22 protein-coding genes and 1 riboswitch are annotated in these 17,117 nt (G+C 36.9%); of the genes, 11 read left to right on the top strand and 11 right to left on the bottom strand.

Annotated elements, in window-relative coordinates; all coding sequences use genetic code 11:
• The first annotated feature begins 68 nt into the window (after window positions 1-68).
• The 3 genes from EG346_RS17795 to EG346_RS17785 all read left to right on the top strand — a co-directional run bounded on the left by EG346_RS17795 (window position 69) and on the right by EG346_RS17785 (window position 2,383).
• Window positions 69-959: a cyanophycinase gene (locus EG346_RS17795; protein ID WP_394343267.1), complete on the top strand. Its 891-nt coding sequence runs from the start codon at window positions 69-71 to the stop codon at window positions 957-959.
• Window positions 960-1,205: 246 nt separating this feature from the next.
• On the top strand, window positions 1,206-2,048 hold the full coding sequence (locus EG346_RS17790; RefSeq protein ID WP_123880498.1) for an isoaspartyl peptidase/L-asparaginase: 843 nt from the start codon (window positions 1,206-1,208) through the stop codon (window positions 2,046-2,048).
• A gap of 98 nt (window positions 2,049-2,146) precedes the next feature.
• The gene (locus tag EG346_RS17785) at window positions 2,147-2,383 is read left to right on the top strand and encodes a YtxH domain-containing protein (RefSeq protein ID WP_073336253.1); all 237 of its coding nucleotides are present in this window, start codon (window positions 2,147-2,149) and stop codon (window positions 2,381-2,383) included.
• A 180-nt stretch (window positions 2,384-2,563) separates the two neighbouring features.
• On the opposite strand, the gene EG346_RS17780 is transcribed toward EG346_RS17785, so the two are convergent.
• From EG346_RS17780 to EG346_RS17735, 10 genes are all read right to left on the bottom strand, one after another.
• Complete coding sequence (locus tag EG346_RS17780; protein WP_073336333.1) at window positions 2,564-3,355, bottom strand: class I SAM-dependent methyltransferase; 792 nt, start codon at window positions 3,353-3,355, stop codon at window positions 2,564-2,566.
• A 34-nt stretch (window positions 3,356-3,389) separates the two neighbouring features.
• The gene (locus tag EG346_RS25495; protein ID WP_394343282.1) at window positions 3,390-3,605 is read right to left on the bottom strand and encodes a leucine-rich repeat domain-containing protein; all 216 of its coding nucleotides are present in this window, start codon (window positions 3,603-3,605) and stop codon (window positions 3,390-3,392) included.
• Between the two features lie 13 nt (window positions 3,606-3,618).
• Entirely contained in the window at window positions 3,619-4,263 is a 645-nt protein-coding gene (locus EG346_RS17770; protein WP_123880496.1) for a GNAT family N-acetyltransferase, read from the bottom strand.
• An 18-nt stretch (window positions 4,264-4,281) separates the two neighbouring features.
• Window positions 4,282-5,127 (bottom strand): PH domain-containing protein, encoded by an 846-nt coding sequence (locus EG346_RS17765; protein ID WP_123880494.1) that lies wholly within the window; start codon window positions 5,125-5,127, stop codon window positions 4,282-4,284.
• A gap of 13 nt (window positions 5,128-5,140) precedes the next feature.
• Window positions 5,141-6,055, bottom strand: coding sequence for a PH domain-containing protein (locus EG346_RS17760; RefSeq protein WP_123880492.1), 915 nt, complete (start codon window positions 6,053-6,055; stop codon window positions 5,141-5,143).
• Between the two features lie 92 nt (window positions 6,056-6,147).
• Entirely contained in the window at window positions 6,148-6,654 is a 507-nt protein-coding gene (locus EG346_RS17755) for an SHOCT domain-containing protein (protein ID WP_123880490.1), read from the bottom strand.
• Between the two features lie 9 nt (window positions 6,655-6,663).
• A complete protein-coding gene (locus EG346_RS17750; protein ID WP_073336243.1) occupies window positions 6,664-7,200 on the bottom strand; it encodes a PH domain-containing protein in 537 nt (178 codons plus the stop codon).
• Window positions 7,201-7,393: 193 nt separating this feature from the next.
• Window positions 7,394-8,743, bottom strand: coding sequence for a histidine--tRNA ligase (hisS, locus tag EG346_RS17745; RefSeq protein WP_123880488.1), 1,350 nt, complete (start codon window positions 8,741-8,743; stop codon window positions 7,394-7,396).
• A gap of 356 nt (window positions 8,744-9,099) precedes the next feature.
• Window positions 9,100-9,555, bottom strand: coding sequence for an HRDC domain-containing protein (locus tag EG346_RS17740; RefSeq protein WP_228426058.1), 456 nt, complete (start codon window positions 9,553-9,555; stop codon window positions 9,100-9,102).
• A gap of 14 nt (window positions 9,556-9,569) precedes the next feature.
• Entirely contained in the window at window positions 9,570-9,902 is a 333-nt protein-coding gene (locus tag EG346_RS17735) for a single-stranded DNA-binding protein (RefSeq protein ID WP_123880486.1), read from the bottom strand.
• 406 nt (window positions 9,903-10,308) lie between these two features.
• Here EG346_RS17735 and EG346_RS17730 point away from each other — a divergent pair, with 406 nt between their 5' ends.
• From EG346_RS17730 to EG346_RS17695, 8 genes are all read left to right on the top strand, one after another.
• A complete protein-coding gene (locus EG346_RS17730; protein ID WP_123880484.1) occupies window positions 10,309-11,214 on the top strand; it encodes an arginase family protein in 906 nt (301 codons plus the stop codon).
• Window positions 11,214-11,816, top strand: coding sequence for an HPP family protein (locus EG346_RS17725; protein WP_123880482.1), 603 nt, complete (start codon window positions 11,214-11,216; stop codon window positions 11,814-11,816). Before EG346_RS17730 ends, EG346_RS17725 begins: the two co-directional genes overlap by 1 nt.
• A 5-nt stretch (window positions 11,817-11,821) precedes the next feature.
• A complete protein-coding gene (locus tag EG346_RS17720; RefSeq protein ID WP_123880480.1) occupies window positions 11,822-12,166 on the top strand; it encodes a hypothetical protein in 345 nt (114 codons plus the stop codon).
• A 27-nt stretch (window positions 12,167-12,193) separates the two neighbouring features.
• Entirely contained in the window at window positions 12,194-13,111 is a 918-nt protein-coding gene (locus tag EG346_RS17715; RefSeq protein WP_123880478.1) for a TIGR01777 family oxidoreductase, read from the top strand.
• A gap of 31 nt (window positions 13,112-13,142) precedes the next feature.
• Complete coding sequence (nudK, locus tag EG346_RS17710; RefSeq protein WP_123880476.1) at window positions 13,143-13,724, top strand: GDP-mannose pyrophosphatase NudK; 582 nt, start codon at window positions 13,143-13,145, stop codon at window positions 13,722-13,724.
• Window positions 13,725-14,049: 325 nt separating this feature from the next.
• On the top strand, window positions 14,050-14,508 hold the full coding sequence (locus tag EG346_RS17705; RefSeq protein WP_073332234.1) for a DUF2750 domain-containing protein: 459 nt from the start codon (window positions 14,050-14,052) through the stop codon (window positions 14,506-14,508).
• Between the two features lie 133 nt (window positions 14,509-14,641).
• The gene (locus EG346_RS17700) at window positions 14,642-15,028 is read left to right on the top strand and encodes a VOC family protein (RefSeq protein WP_073332237.1); all 387 of its coding nucleotides are present in this window, start codon (window positions 14,642-14,644) and stop codon (window positions 15,026-15,028) included.
• Window positions 15,029-15,143: 115 nt separating this feature from the next.
• The gene (locus EG346_RS17695; RefSeq protein WP_123880474.1) at window positions 15,144-15,908 is read left to right on the top strand and encodes a hypothetical protein; all 765 of its coding nucleotides are present in this window, start codon (window positions 15,144-15,146) and stop codon (window positions 15,906-15,908) included.
• A 78-nt stretch (window positions 15,909-15,986) separates the two neighbouring features.
• Here EG346_RS17695 and EG346_RS17690 read toward each other — a convergent pair whose 3' ends face one another.
• A complete protein-coding gene (locus EG346_RS17690) occupies window positions 15,987-16,448 on the bottom strand; it encodes an Lrp/AsnC family transcriptional regulator (RefSeq protein WP_073332243.1) in 462 nt (153 codons plus the stop codon).
• 154 nt (window positions 16,449-16,602) lie between these two features.
• Window positions 16,603-16,787, top strand: a riboswitch (cobalamin riboswitch).
• The last annotated feature ends 330 nt before the right edge of the window (window positions 16,788-17,117 follow it).

Here is a 17,117-nt window from a genome sequence, read left to right as displayed (position 1 = left end):
ACATTAAAAACCATTTAAATGTGGTATGAATTTCGCCAAATGTCAAATATTTTTTAAATTTGCACACTATGATGAGACCCGTTGGAAAATTAATTATTATCGGAGGCGCTGTAAACAAAGGAAGTTTTGCAGAAACCGATTTCGATCAGAGCATTGAAAAAAACCTTAATTTCTTTGAAAGAGGAATCTTGAGAAAGATTATCAATGAATCAAAACACAAGGAAAATTCTGTCATCGAAATTGTGACGACAGCGTCCCAAATCCCTCAGATTGTAGGTACCGAATACAAAAAAGCTTTTGAATTTCTGGGTGCCAAAAATGTAAACATCCTAGACATCCACAACCGTGAAGAGGCCAATTCTGATGCTATGGCAGCAAGAGCCAATGCTGCAGATGTGGTGATGTTCACAGGAGGAGATCAGCTTAGACTGACTTCTATTCTGGGGGGAACAAGATTTCACGATACTATTTTACTGAAATATCAGGAACAGGATTTTATCTATTCCGGAACTTCTGCTGGCGCTGCCGCAGCTTCTGAAAACATGATTTATCAGGGAAGCAGCTCAGAATCTCTTTTAAAGGGAGAGATCAAAACAACTCAGGGACTTGGTCTGATCGATAATGTCATCATCGATACCCATTTTGTACAGCGAGGCAGAATCGGGCGTCTGTTCCAGGCAGTGGTTAATAATCCGAGAACCTTAGGAATTGGTTTGGGTGAAGATACCGGACTTTTTATCCATGATGATGTCATGACTGCTGTAGGTTCCGGGCTTGTGATTCTGGTAGACGGAAGATTTATTAAAGACACCAACCTAACGAATATCAATCTTGGAGAACCGATTTCAATTGATAATCTTACCGTACATGTCATGTCTATGAATGACCATTACGATCTTACAACGAAGAAACTCACAATCGAAAACTCACAGTTTAATCCGATACCTCAGGATAAATAGAATATCTCTGTTTTCAGGTACAACTTTAATAATATACACCCTTCTTTTGAAGGGTTTTTTTGTAGAAATCAGGGTCGCTAAAATAAGTGATAAGAAGAAAGTAATTCACAGCGAATAATAAGATACCGATATCGGGAAAATTCTTATCTTGTCTCTTTATTTTGAAAATACACGAGTATGCTAAATGTAATGAATTTAACTCTTAAATTTAAAACGCAACTCAAAACCCGAAACCCATAAATTCCTATGAAAATCATCATCCACGGCGGTTTTTTCTCTGAAAGCGACCAAAGCCATGAAGTAAAGACCGCAAAACAAAATTCTTTAAAACATATAACAGAACAAGCCTTTGAATATCTTCGGACGCATTCTGCTTTTGACACGGCAGCTTATGCAGTTTCTCTATTAGAAGACGATCCGTTGTACAATGCAGGTATCGGCTCACAGATCCAGAGCGATGGGGTAATCCGCATGAGTGCGGCTATTATGGATGGTACAACACAAAAATTAAGCGGGGTGATCAACCTTCAGGATGTGAAGAATCCTGTTTTTGTAGCGAAGGAACTGATCAAAGAAGATGACAGGGTCCTTGGCGGAAACGGGGCCAAAATTTATGCATCTGAGCATGGATTTGAAAATTTCTCAACTGAAATTCCACAGAGAAGAAGCGAATATGAAGCTAAACTTAAGACCGGAGGAAAAGGAACTGTAGGCTGTGTAGCGCTTGATAAGGATGGAAAACTGGCGGTAGCAACCTCTACAGGCGGAAAAGGTTTTGAGATTCCGGGAAGAATTTCAGATTCAGCAACTGTGGCCGGAAATTACGCCAATTCTATTTGTGCGGTGAGCTGCACCGGCGTAGGAGAAGATATTGTAAGCAACGCCACCGCTGCAAAGATCGTCACCAGAACCACCGATGGAATGAGCCTGAAAGAGGCCTTTAGTAAAACCTTTGAGGAACTTAAAACGATTGATGGCTTTGCAGGAGCGATCGCCATTGATAAAGATGGAAATATTTACCATCAGGATTCTTACCCTACGATGGTCTTCGCAAGTTTCGACGGAGAAAATTTTGATATCTTTCAATAATTTTAACATTTATTTATCATATGATTGAATTTTTTGGCACGTATTTTACATATTGATTAGTAACAAATTTTAATACAACATTTTAAAAAATAGAAATCATGGGAAATAAGACAAAAGGAATACTAGCTTTATTAGGTATTGGTGCTTTAGCATATTGGAAATACAAAAATTCTTCAGAGGAAGAAAAGCAGGCAGTAAAAGATAAAATTAATACGGCAAAGGACAATCTAAACAAATGGGGAAATGATGTAAAAAGCAAAGCGAATGATGTTGCTTCCCAGGTTCAGAACAAGGTAGATGAAGCTAAAACAAAAGCTGAAGACGCTTTGAGCTAAAAGCAAATTAGTTTTTTTAACATTCATATATAGAAAGTCATCATAGTCTTAGGATTATGATGACTTTTTTTATACTCAATGTTATGATGCCAATGAAGAAAATACGTTTCGACTCTCCTTTACACCAAAGATTTTTTTTGCTTAAAATTCTTGTCTTTTCTTCAGGGATAAATTCAAATTCTATTTTTTTTGTCCTTTTAGACTATACACTAATGGCATTTTATTGCCAAACTGTGAAATTCTCCATTTACCCTTTTCAAATTCTTCAACATGGTTGAAGCATGGGTATGGCGACCAGTCAAATTCCTGAAAAGTGTCAATTCCTATTTTATGTTTGATCAAATTCTGCAAAACTTCTCCCAAAGAATGATTCCACATCACATATTCCTGAACAATATCGGCTGATTTATCCGCATAGGTTCCTTCATAAGTTTCTAAGATAGGTTTTTCATTAAAATAGCTGTAGGTAACCTTTGTAAAATCGTCATCGAACATCCAGACTGCCGGATGAAACTCTGCCATCACAAATTTCCCGCCCGGTTTTAGAAAGTGGCTGATCACTGCTGCCCATTGATCAAGATCAGGAAGCCAGCCGATTACTCCATAGCTTGTATAGACGATATCAAATTTTTCATCCAGAATATCTGGCAAAGTATAGACGTCCGAACAGATAAATTTGGTATCAGTTCCACATTTTTTTGCAAGATCTTGTGCTGCTTCAATGGCTTTATCAGACAAATCCACACCAGTGACTTCGGCTCCTATTCTGGAAAGGGAAATAGAATCCTGCCCAAAGTGACATTGCAGATGCAGAATACTTTTGCCACTGACCTCTCCTAAAAGCTCAAGTTCTATAGAGTTGAGTGAACTTCTCCCCTGTAAAAATTCATCCACAAAATAAAAATCCGACTTCAAATGTGGATCTACCTTGGCGTTCCAGGATTTTTTATTGATTTCTAAGTAATTTTCCATGGTTTTATAGTTTAGGCTAATATAGCCAATCTTTTTAAATCTTCTTATAGGGATGTACAGAAGTTATTTTGGAGCCCGGTAATGCTCTTCTCAGCTTTTCAATTTCCACTTTTGAAATTTTATTTCCCCAAAAGTATAAATGCTTCAGGTTTTTAAGATTTTCAATCCCGTGCGGCAAGATTTCCAGATCACAGTATGAAAGATCTATAACCTCAAGATTGGAAGCATTGTATAATTCATGGAGAGGAATGCTGTCTGAAAAATCAAATACCAGGAATAACGATTGAAGTGTAGTTACTGTAAAGTTTCCATCCCATCGATTGGTAGAGCATTTTCCCCTGCTCTGTTGCTACCAGAAAATTCTTGGAAATACCTTTAGATAAAGCGATCTTTTCAAGTTCCTGCATCAGGAAACTGGCGAGACCTTTTTTCCTGTGATTCTCTTCTGTTAGAATTCTGTCATATACTGCGAGATCGTCTATAAGCACAATACGACCTATAGAAGCCTGTTCCCCGCTTTTTGTAGTAATCTTGACTACTGTTGTGGAATTATATTCTTCGGATTCAATCCGGTATCCCTGACAAATATTTGTTACAGCATTCTTCATCGGTCCGAAACAGAACATCATATATCCGGGAGGCTGCAAGATCCATTTTTCTGAAACCACTTTTGTGACCTCATCCGGAGAAGCGCAGACTTTGAGATAAATCCATGGCTCATCAATCTGGTTGGAGAGTTCAATAAAATCATTATTAATCTCAGAAAAGACATATCGTATTTTTTGTTTTTCCTCTCCTACTTCTACTTTAAAACCCGAATAATGTCTGATGGGAAGTGGTAGTTTTCTTGATAACGACCAAGCTTTCAGCCATTGCTCAACGATATCATGAGATCCTTTAGGTTCCATGCTTTTGCCGCTTTTTATTTATGAAAGCTGCTCCAGCAGTTTCTTTTTCTGCTCTGTAAATTCTTCTTCGGTCAAAATTCCGTTTTCTCTTAATTTACCTAGTTTTTCAAGCTGTTCAAAAATAAGAGCCGATGCTGCTTCTTTTGTGGGAGCTATTTGCTTCTCCACTTTAACCTGATTATAAATTTTGCTGATAAACCCGTAGAATCTTTCCGCATCCAGCCTGTCACAGAAACATTCGAATTCCACGACTCTGTCTTCTGTGTGAATTTTTATCACCGGAGATATAGGATTGCTTACAAAACTTACTTCGGTGATGCTTTCGTTGGAATATGCATTTACCTTTACCGGGGCAAACATAGCCTTTGAGACCGAAACCATTCTTTTTGGTGTGACCAGTAAGATTCCGGCATCTACTGTTTTTAAGAACTGGGCATCTGTAGCTGCAATAATTACTTCATCCACAGCAAGTATACGCGGTAATTCTTTGATTTCCCCTTTTGTAAACATCGACAGATTGGCCCCCACCTGCTCCAGCTGATATTTTATTTCCTTCAGTCTTCTCTTATAAATATCATTCGGCATATCACCGGATTCATTAAATTGAACCAGACTTTCTATCTGAATTTCTTCTGTCTTTTCCCTGGGATTTTCATTTTCCTGTTCCATTTTTCCTGTTTGAACAAGGTTTTTAATATCATTGATACTGAACGCGTTGAGGTTATACAAAAGTTCCTGATGGGTACTGCTTACTTTATCCAGGCATTTATTACACAGATTTCCTCCGTCTGAAAGTTTGTTTTCGCCTAAAAGGGTGTCTATCGACGTCAGTTCAGCGTGGCATAATGCACAGGTATTGCTCATTTTTTTGGTGTTTTTAAAGTTTAGCCAGCAGCTTTTTCTTTTGTTCGGCAAATTCTTCTTCTGTAAGAACCCCTATTTCCCGAAGTTTCCCCAATTTTTCAAGCTGATCAAAAATAACCGCTGGAGCTTCTTTGTGTTCAGAATTCGATTGTGCAGGATGAGGTTGCTGTACTATTGGCTGTTGTTGTATCTTGGCTTGCATCTGCTGAAGTCTGATCTGATCCTCAGAACGTCCTATATAATCCTTTACAGCATCATAGAAGTTTTTGGCAGCACTCTTTATATAAAGTTTAAATTCCGCTGTAAAACCAGGGGTATAAACTTTCAGTGTTGAAGACATCAGGCTGGTATCATGTTGTACCGAACTAACTTTGTGCAGCGGAAACTCGTTTTCAAACACACCGCCAAAAAACTTTTTATCAATAAAAATGATTCTTTTCTCTGTTGAAACTACGATTCCTTCCAGATTATTATAAAGATATTTCCCTTCTGCAATCGCGATAAGTTTTTCATTTTCATCAAGAACATTGACCAATTCCTCCACTTCACTGTTTACAAAAAGGCTGAGTTTGGCACCCGTTGCTACAATTTGATCTTTTATTTCGTCAAGTCTTGAAGGTGCGTCTGGTGTATAGGTAAACTGAATACTTTGGGATGGGGTTTCTACAATCCTGGGTTGCGCGATTTGTATGGTTTGAAATTCTTCAGTTTCAATGGCCATCTCCTGTTCCGCAACTCCGTTCAATACCATATTTCTTATCTGGACAATATTATAATTTCCAAGGTCGGATACAAGATCTTTATTGATATTAGTGGCTTTATTCAGGCACTTATTGCAGAGAATCCCTCCTTCCGAAAGTTTGTTTTCGCCTAAAAGCGTATCCATCGATGTAAGCGGAGATCCGCATAAAGAACATTCAGTGTTCATCTGGTTTTATGTTTAATAGTTTACTTGATTAATGCTAAACTGTATTTGCATTAATCCAAATTACAAATTTGTGTTGATAATGAAAGATAATATTACAATCTTTCCAGTAATTTTTTCTTTTGTAATGAAAATTCTTCCTCTGTTAATATTCCCCCTTCTCTCAACTTCCCCAGCTGTTCCAGTAAAACGAAAACAGATTCTTGATGATCATCCTCTCCTTTTGTGCCATCCTGATTATGGCCAAATATAAAGGTATTCACTCTTTTATTAAATTCTGAAGCCATCATTTCACCAACTTTTCCAATGCCGAAAACTTTATCTTCTGTATAAACAGAAATCATCTCCTGAGGTTTCAGATAATTGATTAAGGTAATTTTTTCATGAGGAATTACTTCCATAAAATCTGCTGCGATTCCTTTTAAAATCACCCGTCGATTGGTAGATAGAAGAAAAACGGCATTACCGTCATAAATTCCGTCGATAATATGAATCATATTTTCACTTTCCATCAGAAAATCAGAAAAGTCACTCATTTCTGATTGTGCCCATGAAAAAAGATCGGGATTTATTTTTCTGATCTGATATTCAATATTTTCCATGATTCTTTTTTAGAGCTTCTCCATGAGTTTTTTCTTCTGCGCAAAGAATTCTTCTTCCGTTAAAATTCCACTGTCCTTCAATCTTCCCAGCTGTTCCAATTGATCTAATACGGTAGATTCTGATTTACTTTTAAAGTATTCTCTGGGACGGGCCATAAAATCTCTTACTTTTTCACAAAATAATTCTGCATAATATTTCCCAACGTTATCGATCTCCAGAATATTCTCAGAGATATGAATATCTATTGAGGCCAGCATCAAAGACTTTTCATATTGTATGGAGCTTACTTTATCATAAGAAAAATCTTCTACTTTCAGTCCGTACATGAACTCTTTGTCTACAAAAATCAATCTCCTTTCTGTGGCAACTAAGATAATATGGTGATTGGTCAGTTTATTTCTTCCCTCGATCAGATACACAATTTTCTCATTCTCTGAAAGTATATCCGGCAAGGCGTGAATTTCTTTTCTGGCAAAAATAGTGGGATTGATGTCTAATATTTCCAGCTCATCTTTTATTTCGTCTAATCTTGATTTTTCACTCATTATTTGTTTTTATAAATGGTAGATATTACAAATTTAATTTTTTTCTAAAATACGGAAAGGCCTAAGCAAATATTTTAAATCAAATTATTTCGTGTGCCGATATCTTCTTCAATAGTAAACAATGCTTCGGAGTCAATAAAATAAAAAAGCATTACCGAATAGATAATGCTTTTTATTTATATTTTTTCAGATATTATCCTAAAAATTCTTCCAGGGAAAGTGTTTTCTGCTCTCCGGCAGCAAGATCTTTAAAGGTAACCTTTCCGTTTTTAATTTCTTCTTCTCCTAAGAAAACAAGGTTTTTAATTCCTTTCTTTTCCGCGTAGGTAAACTGTTTATTTAGTTTTGCATTTTCAGGGTAAAGCTCAGCAGAGATTCCTTTTTCTCTAAGTTGCATAATCAGTTTTAAGGCTTCTACCGTTCCTTCTCCTCCAAAATTAGCAAACAAATATTCTACTTGCGTTGAAGCTTCTTCAGGGAAAAGATTAAGCTCTTCCATCACCAGGTAAACCCTGTCCAAACCAAATGACACCCCAATTCCCGGAATATTTTTAACTCCGAAAACTTCTGTAAGGTTATCATATCTTCCTCCACCGCCAATAGATCCCATGGCTACCTCATCTGCTTTTACTTCGAAAATAGCTCCGGTGTAATAATCGAGACCTCTCGCCAGTGTAATATTGAAGACAAGATTTTGCATGTCTACCCCAAGATTCAGAGATTGTGTCAGAACAAACTCCAGCTCTTCTACTCCTTTCAGCCCGATTTCACTGTCTGCAAACTTCTCTTTTAGCTGCAGAAGGTTTTCCAGCGCATCATCTGACTGATTAAATAAAAATTCTAATTTATCAATAGATTCCTGAGAAATTTCTCTTTCCAGTAACTCTTTTACCACACCTTCTTTCCCGATCTTATCGAGTTTGTCCAAAGCCACGGTAAATTCGATCAGTTTATCTGTAATCCCAGCATATTCTGCCAAACCGGAAAGGATCTTTCTGTTGTTCATGTGAATGGTAACAGGAATTTTAAGGTCTGAGAACGATTTCAGGTACAGCTGAACCAAATCCACTTCCTGCAACAGGCTTTCACTTCCTACCACATCTGCATCACACTGGTAAAACTCTCTGAATCTTCCTTTCTGTGGACGGTCTGCTCTCCATACCGGCTGAATCTGATAACGCTTGTATGGAAAGGTAAGCTTTCCATGATTCATCGCCACGAATCTTGCAAAAGGTACGGTAAGGTCGTAACGAAGTGCTTTATCAGAAATTTGCGAAATCAGTTTCTGATGGTTTTTATTGTCCCAGTCTTCCTGATTCACTTTTGAAGCATATTCTCCTGAATTTAAAATTTTAAAAATAAGTCGGTCTCCTTCTTCTCCGTACTTTCCTGTCAAGGTCGAAAGATTTTCAAAGCTCGGTGTCTCCAACGGCTGAAATCCGAATAATTCGAAATTCTTCTGTAAAATATTAATGATATATTTTCTTCTGGAAACTTCCTGTGCTGTAAAATCTCTGGTTCCTTTTGCTAAACTTGGCTTCATTTTTATAATTGATAAATGATATTAATAATTAAACCTACTTAAACTAATCCGAAAGTTTAAACCACAAAAGAGACAAAAGCAAAGCACTTAAGTTTCATTGAAGTTGATCATAAAAATGGTTTATAAGAACACTTAAGTTTTGAAAATCTTTTATTTTCTCCCTGACATCATTTTATATAAGTCAAGAATCAAACTTTAATATACGTTCTCTAAAGTCTTTTTCTAAAATAACTTTTACAGATTGAATAGATAAGCAGTGCAAAAATAAGGAATTGAAAGGACTTTTCCGAAACATAAAAAACAGGGGAAGAAATCTTCCCCGGCTTTCGATGCATTATCAGTATTGGTCTGGGAAATCAGACGCTTTCCAGGATTTCCAAGATCTCTTCACCATAATTTTCAATCTTATGTTTTCCGAAACCTTTGATGTCAAGCAGCTCTTCTTTTTTCACCGGCTTGTATTTGGCTACAGACATGAGTTCTTTATTGCTCGCGATAAAATATGTGGGGAGATTCTGTTCTTTCGCCTTCTCTGATCTCCAGTATTTCAGGGCATCTAAAATTTTTTCCTCATCGGAGTTTAAAACGTCATTATCTGCAGAGTACTTTACTGCCTTTGGTTCTTTCACTATACTTTTAGCCGCTTTGGGCTCTTCAAAATACAGGACAACAGACCAATAAGATTCATCATTTACAAAAGCGGTTTCCACTTTTATAATTTCGTTCACTTCCAGAAATTGATCAAGCATTTTCTGATCTTTGTAGAGAAATTCTTCGGTAAGTCTGATTTTAAAAACTTTTACTTTCATCATTTGTGTTTTTAGTATTATTTACCTCCCAAAAGAAGAATTTCATCAACTCTGATCTCTGTAATATATCGCTTCACGCCATCTTTATCATCATACGATCTGTACGTAAGCTTTCCTTCAATAGCAATTTCTTTTCCTTTAGGTACAAATTTTTGAAGGATCTCAGCTACTTTTCCAAAAGCAATCAGGTTGTGCCATTGCGTTTCTTCTACCTTTTCGCCTTTGGCATTGGTGTAATGATCGCTGGTTGCCAGAGACACACTGGCTTTTACGTTTCCGCTTTCGAAGTTTACGGTTTCAACTTCTTTTCCTGTGTAACCAATTAATGTTACTTTGTTTCTTAGTGACATAGCTTTAAAATTTTTAAGATTAATAATTCAGATAAGAGACGTTCACTGTGTTTCTCAAATCTCTGTTGCAAAGATTGTCACGTTGCAGCACCTTAATCGGTTATAAACTATTTAAATTCGCTTGTAGTCGTTTGTAAATGGATAGTGAAATTTTTAAAATACTCGTTTTATTACATTTTATTTACTTAAAAAACTTTTATCCATTTTTAGATTGAAAATATCATCAAAGAAAACCACCTTACAACATAAATTTCATTACTGCTCAAAAGACATTAAAAATCAAGCTGGTGTCAACACTTTTTTTGCTTACATTTTTTAGAGTAAGAATAAAAAAAACAGATTGATTCTTACTCAAAACTACCCGTTTTCAAACGGATAATTCCGTACCTTTGAGGAAATATCATCTATGAAAAGGAATATCGATATTTTTGAATTCCCTCTCCATCTCGGGCTTAAGAAAAAGAATCATGAAACGGAGCCCGGTGTGAAAAAACTCCCGGATTGGCTCAGAAAATTTGATTTTCATAAAGAAATCAATCCAGCCCATATTTTCAGACTGGAAGCACCCGACTACTCCATGGAATATGATCACGAATCGGGTGTTTTAAATGCTGAAGGCATTATCGAATATACCAAAGAACAGGCCGATTTCATCTCGGAAAACCATCAGAAAAATACGTTCAATATTATGCTTGGTGGCGACTGCAGCATTCTGATTGGAACTGCTCTGGCCTTGAAGAAGCTTGGAAATTTTGGATTATTTTATCTGGATGGGCATACTGACTTTATTCCCGCTCATCTTTCAGAAACTTCCGCCGCCGCAGGAATGGACCTCGCCATTATTACCGGAACAGGTCACGAAAAATTAACCGATATTCGAGGGCTGAAGCCTTATTTTTTAGAAGAAAATATTTACTGTGCAGGAAATGATGAAACAGATGATGAAGAATATGTACAGCAGATCATCAATTCTGACATTCATTACTTTGATCTTTACGAGCTTAGAAAAAAAGGGTTCGGGAAAACGGCAGAGGATTTTCTAAAAATGATCAGCAGCAAAGCGCTGGATGGATTTTTCATTCATCTTGATGTGGATGTTCTGAGTGATGAGCTGATGCCCGCCGTAGACAGCAGAAGGGAAGACGGAATCGACTATGCAGATTTAAGGGAAATTCTGAAACCGCTGGTCCATTCTCCCCTATGTTTCGGAATAGAGATCACGGTTCTGGATCCTGATAATGATGAAACCGGAACCTATACCCAAACGTTTGTAAAGAATTTAATTCAAATAATAAAAAATAAAGAAGACTAATGAAGAAGACAATCAAAAGAACATTCAGAGTTTCAAAATACGTGATCTATAAGGAAACGCTTGTTGACTATAAAGAGCATTTCTGGTCATTTCTGGGAGCGTTCGTAGGAATTGGTATGATTGCTTTTATTCAGTCCCATTCCGTATCCGCTACAGAGAATATATTCCTGATCGGGTCTTTCGGGGCATCCAGTGTTTTGATTTATGGAGCCATTCAGAGCCCTCTGGCTCAGCCAAGAAACCTGGTGGGCGGACACGTTATTTCAGCCATAGTGGGTGTTACCGTCTATAAAATTGTTCCTGACATTATCTGGCTCTCTGCGCCGCTGGCCGTGGCCTTTTCCATTGTGTTGATGCAATATACCAAAACACTTCATCCGCCCGGAGGAGCTACTGCCCTTATCGCTGTGAGTTCTGTAGGAAAGATTCCCGAACTGGGATACTGGTATGTTCTTTCTCCGGTCCTGTCAGGGTGTATTATTCTTCTCTTTACAGCTTTACTGTTCAACAATATGACCGCGAACAGAAGCTACCCTACCCACAACAGGTTCAAAAGACTGCTGCGAAAAAAACATGAGCATACACACAAAATGAAAAAATAATAAACATGGAATGTCTTGAATGTGGCGAAAAAATTATCGGAAGGTCTGATAAAAAATTCTGCAATGATGCCTGCCGGAATGCCTACAATAATAAGCAGAACAAAGATTCCACCAATCTGATGCGAAATGTAAACAACAAACTTCGCAAAAACTACCGTATCCTGATGGAACTGAATACGGATGGTAAAGCAAAAATAGCAAAATCCCGAATGGATGGCTTGGGTTTTGATTTCGATTACTTCACCAATCTGAAAGTTTATAAAAACGGCTCTGAATACAGGTTTATTTATGATTATGGCTATAAACTTTTAGAAGAAGACTTTGTTCTGATTGTAAGAAATCAGGCTTAATTTTACACCATTCAAAAATAAAGTATTATGAAAGAAATTGTTCTGATAACCGGCGGCGGCGGTATGATCGCCCGTAAGTTGTCTAAAAAAATAGAAAAAGATTATACCGTAAGATTTCTTACCCGAAAGAAGAAACATGAAAATGATTTTGAATGGGACCTGAAAAAGGGAACGATGGATGAATCTGCGCTGGATCATGTTTCCCACATCATCCACCTTGCAGGAGCCAATATTTCTGAAAAACGCTGGACAGATGAGCGAAAAAAAGAATTAATCTCCAGCCGGGTAGATTCTGCAGGACTTCTTTTGAAAACTTTGAGAAAGAAGAATATTAAACTTAAATCCTTCATTTCCGCCTCTGGAATCAATTATTATGGAACCGTAACTACCGATAAAATCTATACGGAACAAGATCCACCGGGAAATGATTTTCTGAGTGAAGTGGTGGTGGTATGGGAAAAAGCAGCAGATGACTTCAAAGAGCAGAATCTTGCCGAAAGAGTGGTAAAAGTAAGGACAGCCGTGGTACTGTCTAAAGAAGATGGTGCCCTGAAGAAAATGCTTCCAACCATACAATACGGAATAGGATCTCCTTTAGGAAGCGGGAAACAGTATATGCCATGGATTCACATTGAAGACATCTGTTCTATCTATGAGTCAGCTTTGAAAAACACCCATATGGACGGCGCTTACAATGCGGTTTCTCCACAACACACCACCAATGAAAATTTAACGAAAAAGATCGCGGAAGTTCTGAAGAAACCTTTATTTATGCCCAATGTACCATCATTTGTTCTGAAACTGCTCTTTGGAGAACTTTCAGATGCTTTGCTGGAAGGTTCCCGGGCTTCTGCACAAAAGATTTTGGATACCGGATTTCAGTTTCAATTTCCTGATCTGAAAAAGGCATTGGAAAATTTATTAATTCATCATCAAACAAAATAAAAATCATTCAAAAGATTTTATCGATACAACTATGCAGAATCCTAACATTACTATTCTTACAACAGAAATTTTATCAGACAACTGGTACACCCTCAATAAAGTCACTTACAGCATAGAAAAGAAAGACGGCACCAAGGAAACCCAGAGCAGAGAAGCTTATGACAGAGGAAACGGAGCCGTAATCCTGCTTTATAACAAATTGACAGGAAAGGTGATCCTTACCAGACAGTTCAGACTGCCCACTTTCATCAATGGAAATACAACAGGAATGCTTATAGAAGCCTGCGCAGGTTTACTGGATAATGATCATCCCGAGGAATGCATCAAAAGAGAAACTGAGGAGGAAACAGGATACAAAATCTCAAAAGTGGAAAAAGTATTTGAAGCCTATATGTCACCCGGCTCTGTAACAGAGATTCTTCATTTTTTTACCGCTGAATATTCAGCTGAAATGAAAATCGCAGACGGCGGCGGACTGGAAGAAGAAGGTGAAAATATTGAAGTTTTGGAACTTCCTTTTGAGCAGGCACTTTCTATGGTAGCTACAGGAGAAATCATGGATGCCAAAACCATTATGCTGTTGCAGCATTTACGGATTAAAGGTATTCTATAAAAATACGATGAGAAAGTTACTCCTTGTTTTTGGAGGTGATGCGTTTTATTGGAAAAAGGAAAAATAAAGTATCTTGGAAATTTAGATATCGAACCCAAAAATGAAGAAAAGAAATTAACAGATGTCTTAAAAATAAAAGAATCAAATGATGGGATCACTTTTACATTTGATACAGATTCATTACTGTTGAAACCTGGAAATAAAGATATCATCATCAAAAACAATCATGTACAATATGTTTATGACCATCACTCATTAAAATTACATAGATAGCCGCTGAAGCTTACAGACCATTTTGAAAACCAGATAAAAAGATAAACTGACAATGATACAGGATCATATTACGATAGAAAACCGCCATAAAGATTTCATTAAAAAAGTCACCGAAACGGAAATCATCTATGCATTACAGGATGACAACGGATTTGCCGTCTCCTACTCCAACGAGCTTGAATATGAAGATGGTGAACCTGTACAGATCATCTGCTTTTGGTCTGATGAGGCAAGAGCAAAATCTTGTATTAACGACGAATGGAGCCATTATAAAATTTCATCTATTCCCCTGAACGAGTTTATAGAAAACTGGTGTCTCGGGATGAATAATGATGGTCTGGTTGCAGGAACCAATTTTGACAGTAATTTATTCGGTTTTGAAGCAGAACCTTTGGAACTTGTGTTGGATATTATAGAAGAGCTTAAAAGAACAGGTAAAACCATCAATCTGGTAAAGTTTGAAAATATCCAGGATATGGAAACACAGATCAAAGATGTTTTAAGCAGCTAAAATAAAACCATCACTATTAATAAATTTAATTTGGCAGAAACACGAATAGCACCAATTTCGAACACAGATTTTCACGAAAAATTGGTACTGTTTGTGGAAAACATTCGTGTAATTTGTGTTAAAAAAAAAGAAAATGGAAATAGAAAACATAGACCACATCGTTCTCACGGTTGCCAGTATTGATCAAACTGTAGAGTTTTACACTTCTATTCTGGGCTTCCAGGCAATCACTTTCGGGGAAGGAAGAAAAGCGCTTACATTCGGAAATCAAAAGATCAATCTGCATCAGAAAGGTCATGAATTTGAACCGAAAGCGGAAAATCCCACCTGCGGCTCCGCAGACCTTTGTTTTATTGCAAAAACGGATATTCAAAAGGTGATGGAAGAGCTTAAACAGAAAAATATCGAAATTATTGAGGGAATTGTCGAAAGAACCGGTGCTCTGGGGAAAATGAAATCTTTGTATTTCCGCGATCCGGATATGAACCTGATCGAAGTAAGTAATTACTCATTACACTAAACCTATTTCAGCCTATTAAGATCAAACAGGATTTCTTTCTCTTTCAAATCTAAAATAGTAATTTTACAGCTGCATTATAAAAGACATTTCAAAAAAACATCGCCTATCCGGATCTATGAGAAAATTACTAATTCCCCTTTCATTGGCTCTTTCTGTAACAGTCTCGGGGCAGAAAAAAAACACCAAGACCAATACTCTGGTATTGTACACGTACCAAACCTTTAACTGTGACAATACAGGGTATTTTGATCCCGAAAAATATAAAAAAGAGGAAATAGATGGGGTTAATAAGCTTTTGTATCAATTCAGCAGTGGTCTGTTTGACAATCATACTGTCTTTAAACTTTCTGATCTGGACGATGTAAGAAAAAATAAAAACATCTATCTGCAGCAACTGGAAAAACAATACCAGGAAAAGAAAAAAGAGCTGTACGGTATACTGGTCATCAATCTTCCGGAGTGGAAAAAACTTCACCAGGAAACTATTCAGACTTTTGAAAACGAATATCAGCTGAAAAAAGAAGATCTTATCGCCTATTCTGATCCTGCCTCGTTGAAAAACAGCAAATATTACAGTACCTGCAAAGAATATATTGATGCAGTTTCCTCTCCCGACAAACAAAAAATGTACACCGTCTGGAAAAACTTTGCCGAAGCCAAAAGCAAAGAAAATTCTAATCCACAATTAGTAATGGATAAATTCAAGGCCCAATTCAACGATCCAAGGAAAGATGATTATGCCCTGATTCAACTGATTGGTTTCGGCTTTTACAACTGTGCCAATGGTAGTTTCAGACCCGACCCGAATGATGAAGGAACGCTCTATGAAAAATTTGATAAGGTCTTTACAAAACTGAAGGCAGATTGTGATGAGCCGTGATTTTGATTTAAAGATTGAAAAATTGAATGATTAAAAAATTATAGTAACAGTATTCGTTGGGATACTGTTTTTATTTTTTTAAATATTCACTCCATGAATGTTTTTCACTTCAGCCATCACAAAAGTACTGTGCGCGCTACCGATGGAATCTACTGAACCCAGTTTATTGAATACAAAATCCTGGTAATGCTTCATATCCCTTACCTGAACTTTGAGCAGAAAATCAAAATCTCCGGAAATATTGTAACATTCGGCAACCTCGTCAATCTGTACAATTTCTTCCACAAATTGATTTCCCACGGAACGGTCATGGATCTTAAGTTTGATCTGACAAAAAACCGTAAAACCTCGATTCAGTTTTTCTGCTTCCAGAACCGCTGCATAATGTTTAATGTATCCCTCCTGCTCCAGCCTTTTCACCCGTTCGAAAACAGGTGATGGTGAAAGATTAATTTCTTTTGCAAGCTCCTTTACCGTCAGTTTCGCATTCTTTTGAAGGATTCTAAGCAGCTGAAGATCCTTTTCGTCAAGTCTTTCCACAGAATAATATTCTTTTTAGGGTTATTTTTTTCAAATGTACAGAATATTTAACTTTAAAATAAAATAACGAAAGAATTATATTCTTAATTTAAATCATTATACCAATCAATTCACTTTAATCAATACCTTTACTCCAGATTTTGTTCTTTAACATTCTTCATCAAACAGAAGAGGTTTTACTTAACGTAGATTAATAGGGAATCGTGTGAGAATCACGAGCTGTCGCGCAACTGTAAGTAACGCATCAAAGGTTTTTATCCATGGATATCCACTGCGAAAGCGGGAAGGATGATAAAAACTGTTACAAGCCAGGAGACCTGCCTATTCTGAATGGACAATGCTTTCGCGGTTTGAAGCTTTTTAAGTCATACAGATGATACTTTTTGAACGTTTAATTTTCAATAGTTTTGATTTTAAACGCAAATATTTTTTATACTAATGCCTTATTTTAGGTTGCAAAGAGATGTGATTAATCGCTGATGAAGCTTATAAATAAAACGTTAGCTTCATAAAATCAATTTATTGATTCCTTTTTGCTTTCTTAACCTATAAAGGAATTTAAATTAAAACTTTGCGTTAAAAACTTTAAACCTATTCTCAAATTACGCCCTCACTGTATCTATTCTATTTCTGAAAACCTCTCATCGTCGGCATTGCGAAGCATTCTAA

It is taken from the genome of Chryseobacterium carnipullorum, from assembly GCF_003815695.1.
GTDB lineage: Bacteria > Bacteroidota > Bacteroidia > Flavobacteriales > Weeksellaceae > Chryseobacterium > Chryseobacterium carnipullorum.
Note: the sequence above shows the minus strand (reverse complement) of the source record. Positions and strands in the feature narration are given on the sequence as shown.

Excerpts from the sequence above, each read along its gene's own strand:
- nudK (WP_123880476.1), top strand. The coding sequence starts at position 13,143 with ATGCAGAATCCTAACATTACTATTCTTACAACAGAAATTTTATCAGAC.
- EG346_RS17700 (WP_073332237.1), top strand. The coding sequence starts at position 14,642 with ATGGAAATAGAAAACATAGACCACATCGTTCTCACGGTTGCCAGTATT.
- EG346_RS17750 (WP_073336243.1), bottom strand. The coding sequence starts at position 7,200 with ATGAGTGAAAAATCAAGATTAGACGAAATAAAAGATGAGCTGGAAATA.
- EG346_RS17730 (WP_123880484.1), top strand. The coding sequence starts at position 10,309 with ATGAAAAGGAATATCGATATTTTTGAATTCCCTCTCCATCTCGGGCTT.
- EG346_RS17770 (WP_123880496.1), bottom strand. The coding sequence starts at position 4,263 with ATGGAACCTAAAGGATCTCATGATATCGTTGAGCAATGGCTGAAAGCT.
- EG346_RS17740 (WP_228426058.1), bottom strand. The coding sequence starts at position 9,555 with ATGATGAAAGTAAAAGTTTTTAAAATCAGACTTACCGAAGAATTTCTC.
- EG346_RS17780 (WP_073336333.1), bottom strand. The coding sequence starts at position 3,355 with ATGGAAAATTACTTAGAAATCAATAAAAAATCCTGGAACGCCAAGGTA.
- EG346_RS17790 (WP_123880498.1), top strand. The coding sequence starts at position 1,206 with ATGAAAATCATCATCCACGGCGGTTTTTTCTCTGAAAGCGACCAAAGC.
- hisS (WP_123880488.1), bottom strand. The coding sequence starts at position 8,743 with ATGAAGCCAAGTTTAGCAAAAGGAACCAGAGATTTTACAGCACAGGAA.
- EG346_RS17705 (WP_073332234.1), top strand. The coding sequence starts at position 14,050 with ATGATACAGGATCATATTACGATAGAAAACCGCCATAAAGATTTCATT.
- EG346_RS17755 (WP_123880490.1), bottom strand. The coding sequence starts at position 6,654 with ATGGAAAATATTGAATATCAGATCAGAAAAATAAATCCCGATCTTTTT.
- EG346_RS17725 (WP_123880482.1), top strand. The coding sequence starts at position 11,214 with ATGAAGAAGACAATCAAAAGAACATTCAGAGTTTCAAAATACGTGATC.
- EG346_RS17720 (WP_123880480.1), top strand. The coding sequence starts at position 11,822 with ATGGAATGTCTTGAATGTGGCGAAAAAATTATCGGAAGGTCTGATAAA.
- EG346_RS17785 (WP_073336253.1), top strand. The coding sequence starts at position 2,147 with ATGGGAAATAAGACAAAAGGAATACTAGCTTTATTAGGTATTGGTGCT.
- EG346_RS17695 (WP_123880474.1), top strand. The coding sequence starts at position 15,144 with ATGAGAAAATTACTAATTCCCCTTTCATTGGCTCTTTCTGTAACAGTC.
- EG346_RS17795 (WP_394343267.1), top strand. The coding sequence starts at position 69 with ATGATGAGACCCGTTGGAAAATTAATTATTATCGGAGGCGCTGTAAAC.
- EG346_RS17760 (WP_123880492.1), bottom strand. The coding sequence starts at position 6,055 with ATGAACACTGAATGTTCTTTATGCGGATCTCCGCTTACATCGATGGAT.
- EG346_RS17735 (WP_123880486.1), bottom strand. The coding sequence starts at position 9,902 with ATGTCACTAAGAAACAAAGTAACATTAATTGGTTACACAGGAAAAGAA.
- EG346_RS17765 (WP_123880494.1), bottom strand. The coding sequence starts at position 5,127 with ATGAGCAATACCTGTGCATTATGCCACGCTGAACTGACGTCGATAGAC.
- EG346_RS17715 (WP_123880478.1), top strand. The coding sequence starts at position 12,194 with ATGAAAGAAATTGTTCTGATAACCGGCGGCGGCGGTATGATCGCCCGT.